Here is a 5556-nt window from a genome sequence, read left to right on the forward strand (position 1 = left end):
ACCACATGCTCGATGACGAGCCGCGGCTCTTTTTCGTGCACTTCTGGGCGAATGACGACGCTGTGAAACTGGCGCGTGGATTGCGCGCAGCTCTCGATACAGTCCATGTGGCCGCCAGGAGCTGACACCTCATTTCGTCGCCTCAATGAACCGTCACAGCCATCACACGCTGCGCCGGTCACATAAGACCGAACGACCGCTTGTGGACCCAACGCAGACATTGCAGGAGCGCGCCACCGCCGCTAGCGTCCGCCGCCGTGGTGCCGGCTCTCTTGTCATTAAGACGAGACATGAGCGTAGGAATTGCCGAACGGGCCTGGACCCTCTGTCAAAGGTAAAAAGCATTGGCATTGGCGCGCCGTCGATCAGGGCCGCATCGATCACGAGCGCTGCCAAAGGCTGTTGCCCAAAACCATAGTTCATGGGGGATCGCTCTTCAGGCGGCAGACCACGTCAAGAATGACGTGACGACCTTGCCACCACGTGACCGAAGATGATTGCGTGCTTAGCCCTTAGCTTTCTGATCAGGTCGAGAACGGCGGCATCTCAATTTTGGCCTGAGGTTCGATCTCCGCTTGCCGGAGCCGCAGAGAATTGAGGACGACGCTAACCGACGATAGCGCCATCGCCGCCGCGGCGATCGTCGGCGACAAGAGGATCCCGAAGGCCGGATAGAGCGCGCCGGCCGCGATCGGCACCCCGGCGGCGTTATAGAAAAACGCGAAGAAAAGATTTTCTCGGATATTGCGCATGGTCGTCTTGGAAAGGCGCCGCCCGCGCACGATGCCTCGGAGATCGCCCTTCAGCAAGGTCACCCCCGCGCTCTCGATCGCGACATCGGTTCCGGTCCCCATAGCTATGCCTACATCGGCGGCGGCCAAGGCGGGCGCGTCGTTCACGCCGTCCCCCGCCATGGCGACAACTCGACCCGCCTCGCGCAAACGGCTCACAATTTTGCTCTTGTCCTCGGGCAGGATTTCAGCTTCGACTTCGGTTATTCCGAGTTGTTTTGCGACAGCGCGCGCTGTCGTCCAGTTATCGCCCGTCAGCATTACGACAGCAACGCCATCCTCGCGCAGCGATTGCAGCGCGTCGAGCGTCGTCGCTTTGATTGGGTCGGCGATCCCGATGAGGCCGGAAATTTTTTTGTCTATGGCGACAAAGATCGCGGTTGCGGCCTCTTCGCGCAGTCGTTCCGCTTGGTTATCGAGCGGCGTGGTATCGACGCCAAGTTCTCCCAGAAAGCGACGATTGCCGATCGCGATCGCCTTGCCGTCGACCCGGCCAATCACGCCCTTGCCGACAGGCGAATCGAAATCCGTCGCCTCTTTCAGCGCGAGCCCCCGTTCGGCAGCGGTTTGAACAATCGCCAACGCCAGCGGATGTTCACTTGCGCGCTCAAGACTCGCCGCGATCGCCAATAGATCATTCTCGGCGACTCCGGCAGCCGGGTGGACGGCCGTTACGCGCGGCTTGCCTTCGGTCAGCGTCCCGGTTTTGTCCACAACTAGCGTGTCGATCTTCTCGAAGCGCTCCAGCGCTTCGGCATTTTTGATGAGCACCCCATATTGAGCGCCACGCCCGATGCCGACCATCACGGACATAGGGGTCGCAAGACCAAGAGCACAGGGACAAGCGATGATAAGAACCGAAACGGCGGCGATAAGGCCATAGCTCATCCGCGGCTCCGGTCCCCAGAATGCCCAGGCGGTGAAGGCCAGCAGCGCAATGAGGATCACAAGCGGGACGAACCAGCCTGAGACTTGATCGGCAAGGCGCTGAATCGGCGCGCGGCTTCGTTGCGCGGAAGCGACCATGTCTACGATGCGCGAAAGCAGCGTGTCGCCGCCAACCTTGTCTGCGCGCATCACGAAGCTACCAGTTTGATTAAGCGTGCCACCGATGACCGTGTCGCCGGCGCTTTTGGTCGCCGGCATGGACTCCCCGGTCACCAAGGACTCGTCAACAGAACTGCGCCCTTCGAGAAGCACGCCGTCGACTGGGACCTTTTCGCCTGGACGCACGCGCAGGCGGTCGCCGACATGAACCTCGGTTAAGGAGACCTCCTCGTCAGAGCCATCTTCCTTGACGCGCTTCGCCGTCATAGGCGCAAGATTGAGTAGTGCGCGAATAGCGCCGCCGGTCTGCTCTCTGGCGCGCAGTTCGAGAACTTGTCCAAGCAGAACAAGGACCGTGATAACCGCCGCCGCCTCGAAATAGATCGGGACAGAGCCATCAAGGTTGCGGAATGCCAGCGGGAAGAGCGACGGCGCCAATGTTGCGATGACGCTGTAAATCCAGGCGATGCCCGTTCCCATGGCGATGAGCGTGAACATATTAAGATTACGTGTCACGAGCGATTGCGCGCCTCGAACGAAAAACGGCCAGCCAGCCCAAATCACGACCGGCGTCGCCAAAATGAGCTGAAGCCAGTTCGATGCCTGCGGCGCTAGCAAGTGATGCAGATTGAATAAATGGCCGCCCATCTCCAAGACGAGCACCGGCGCCGCCAACGCCAGCCCGATCCAGAACCGCCTGGTCATGTCCATGAGTTCGGCGTTCGGTTCGGCTTCGGTCGAAGCGACGAGTGGCTCAAGCGTCATGCCGCAGATCGGACAATTTCCGGGCCCGATCTTACGAATCTGCGGATGCATCGGGCATGTGTAGATAGCGTTCGTCGCGTGTGTATCACCTTGAGCCGAATGTTCGGTCGCGCCGCCGGCGCGGGCGGATCTCGATTCCTCATGGGAGGCGTGATCATGCCGATGCTCCTGGGCCACGCGGGTCATCCTTCTGTTGCACCATTTCTCCTGTCAGTGCCCACGACGCCATCGGCAGCGGAATATACCGCTCGCGCTATGTCGTCATCGTGCATCGTCACTCGGAAAGCTTCGCAATGCAAAGCTTACGGGGGCACTGCAGTCACTCGAATTCGGTCTGCCAAATTTGAGCGGCCCGATAGCCGATTTGCTGTCGGGCCGCTCCATTGTCATCAATAGAGATTACCATATACGGGACTTCGCATTGAATATGCGTTCAATCAAGAAGCGCTCTCCGTCAGCGACAGACCCACACCCATCTTCCATGATGGCGGTGCCAGCACACATTATGTCTGTGCTGACCGGGGGTGCTCCAATCACGATGCATGTGCCTCCCATGTCCGCCAGGCACCATCCCATGAGTCTGCGGATCGTGTTCGTCCATGCCTTGCGCCATCGCGGGAACGGATAAGGACAGCATCGTCGCTAAGGCAATAGAGAGTCTAAGCATTGGGCTTCCTCCTCTGAAGATAGTTGTCATTGTATTATGGAGCTGCGTGGATAGTTCCTTCCAACTCCTGTTTGACCTCTCTTATTTGAGACAGGCCAAACCCCTTGATCAGCGCATAGATCGCCGGAATGACAACGAGCGTCAGAGCCGTCGAAGACACCATCCCGCCAATCATCGGAACGGCGATACGCTGCATAACTTCTGATCCTGCGCCCGTGCTCCAGAGGATCGGCACGAGCCCCGCCATGATCGCGACGACTGTCATCATCTTCGGCCGCACACGTTCGACAGCGCCGAGCATGATCGCCTCATGCAAATCCGCTCTCGTAAGAGTAGTGCGCGAACTTTCACGTGTAGTCATAATTTCTTGCATCGCGTGGTCGAGATAAATCAGCATGACGACGCCGGTTTCTGCGGCGACGCCGGCGAGCGCGATGAATCCCACCGCCACCGCGACGGACATGTTGAAGTTCAACCACCACATCAGCCACACGCCGCCGACCAGCGCGAAGGGCAGCGACAGCATGACAATCAATGTCTCGGTCAAGCGGCGGAAATTCAGATAGAGCAGCAGGAAAATGACGAGCAGCGTCAGGGGCACGACGATCCGCATGCGCGCGTCGGCGCGCTCCAGATATTCGAATTGGCCGCTCCAGGTGACATAAGAACCGGGCGGGAACTCGATCGCGTCTGTGACCGATTTACGCGCTTCCGCGACATAGCCGCCAAGATCGCGGTCCCGAATATCGACGAAGATATAGACCGCGAGCTGGCCGTTTTCGGTGCGGATCGAAGTTGGACCACGAACGAGTTCCACCCTCGCCACCTCGCCGAGCGGAACCGTCCCGCCGCCCGGCATGGCGACCAGCACTTCGCTGGCGATCGCCCTCGGATCAGATCGAAAGTCGCGCGGATAGCGAATATTGACGCCGTAGCGTTCACGCCCCTCGACGGTCGTGGTTACGGTCTCGCCGCCAAGAGCCGTCGCGATAACCTCTTGCAAGTCGCCGATCATGAGGCCGTAGCGCGCGAGCATCGCGCGGTCGGGAACAATATCCAGATAATAGCCGCCGATGACGCGTTCGGCGTAGGCGCTCGAAGTTCCGGGCACGCGCTTCAAGACGGCCTCGACTTGGCGCGCGAGCCCCTCCATTTGCGACAGGTCGCGGCCAAAAATCTTGACGCCGATCGGCGTTCTGATCCCCGTCGCCAGCATGTCGATCCTGTTTCGGATCGGCATGGTCCAGGCGTTCGACACGCCGGGGAATTGCAGCGCCGCATCCATTTCTGCAATGAGCTTGTCGATTGTTATTCCAGAACGCCACTGATCCTTCGGCTTCAACTGGATGACGGTCTCGGACATTTCGAGCGGCGCCGGGTCGGTCGCGGTGGAAGCGCGCCCAGCCTTGCCATAGGCGGACTGAACCTCGGGGAAGGATTTGATGATGCGGTCCTGCGTTTGCAGGAGTTCGGCGGCCTTGGTGACCGAGAGCCCCGGCAGCGTCGTCGGCATGTAAAGAAGCGCGCCCTCGTTGAGAGTGGGCATGAATTCGCTACCGAGCTGGCGGGCCGGAATGATGGTCAGCGCCAGCGCGCCCAGCGCCAGCAGAATAGTGGCGACTTTCGCTTTGAGCACCAGACGTATGATCGGCCGATAGAGCCAGATGAGTGCGCGATTGATGGGGTTTCTCGCCTCGGGAACAATTTTTCCGCGCACGAAGACGACCATCAGCGCCGGCACGAGCGTCACGGAAAGAAGCGCCGCCGCCGCCATAGCGAACGTCTTGGTGAAGGCGAGCGGGCTGAACAGACGCCCCTCTTGCGCTTCGAGCGTGAAGATGGGCAGGAACGAAACCGTAATGATCAACAGGCTGAAGAACAGCGCGGGGCCAACCTCGGTCGCAGCATCGATCAGTATCTCGATACGCTGTTTGTTGGGAAGCGCGCGCTCCAGATGCTTATGCGCGTTCTCAATCATAACGATGGCGGCGTCCACCATTGCGCCGATAGCGATGGCGATGCCGCCCAAACTCATGATGTTGGAGCCGATTCCCAGCGCCTTCATCGCGGCGAAAGCCATTAATACGCCAACGGGAAGCATGATGATGGCGACGAGTGCGCTGCGCACATGCATTAGAAAGACGACGCAGACGAGAGCGACAATGACGCCTTCTTCGACGAGTGTGCTCCTGAGCGTCTCGATGGCTGCATGAATGAGCTGGGAGCGGTCGTAAACCGAGACGATCTCAACGCCCTTGGGCAAGCTTGTCGCCATCTGCGCAAGGG

General features: G+C 59.7%; 3 protein-coding genes. 1 reads left to right on the forward strand and 2 read right to left on the reverse strand.

Going from position 1 to position 5556, the window contains the following annotated elements; translation table 11 throughout:
* Window positions 1-125, forward strand: a 125-nt coding sequence (locus QZ964_RS11995; RefSeq protein WP_292531896.1) for a DUF1259 domain-containing protein, incomplete at its 5' end; no start/stop codon positions are given.
* Between the two features lie 399 nt (window positions 126-524).
* Here QZ964_RS11995 and QZ964_RS12000 read toward each other — a convergent pair.
* Window positions 525-2789 carry a copper-translocating P-type ATPase gene (locus QZ964_RS12000; RefSeq protein ID WP_292531894.1) on the reverse strand — a complete coding sequence of 755 codons (2265 nt, stop codon included), beginning with the start codon at window positions 2787-2789 and terminating at the stop codon, window positions 525-527.
* 515 nt (window positions 2790-3304) lie between these two features.
* Window positions 3305-5556: CusA/CzcA family heavy metal efflux RND transporter (locus QZ964_RS12005; RefSeq protein ID WP_292531895.1), on the reverse strand; the 2252-nt coding region annotated here is incomplete at its 5' end.

Origin of the sequence: Methylocystis sp., from assembly GCF_021731785.1 — a bacterium.
Taxonomy (GTDB): domain Bacteria; phylum Pseudomonadota; class Alphaproteobacteria; order Rhizobiales; family Beijerinckiaceae; genus Methylocystis.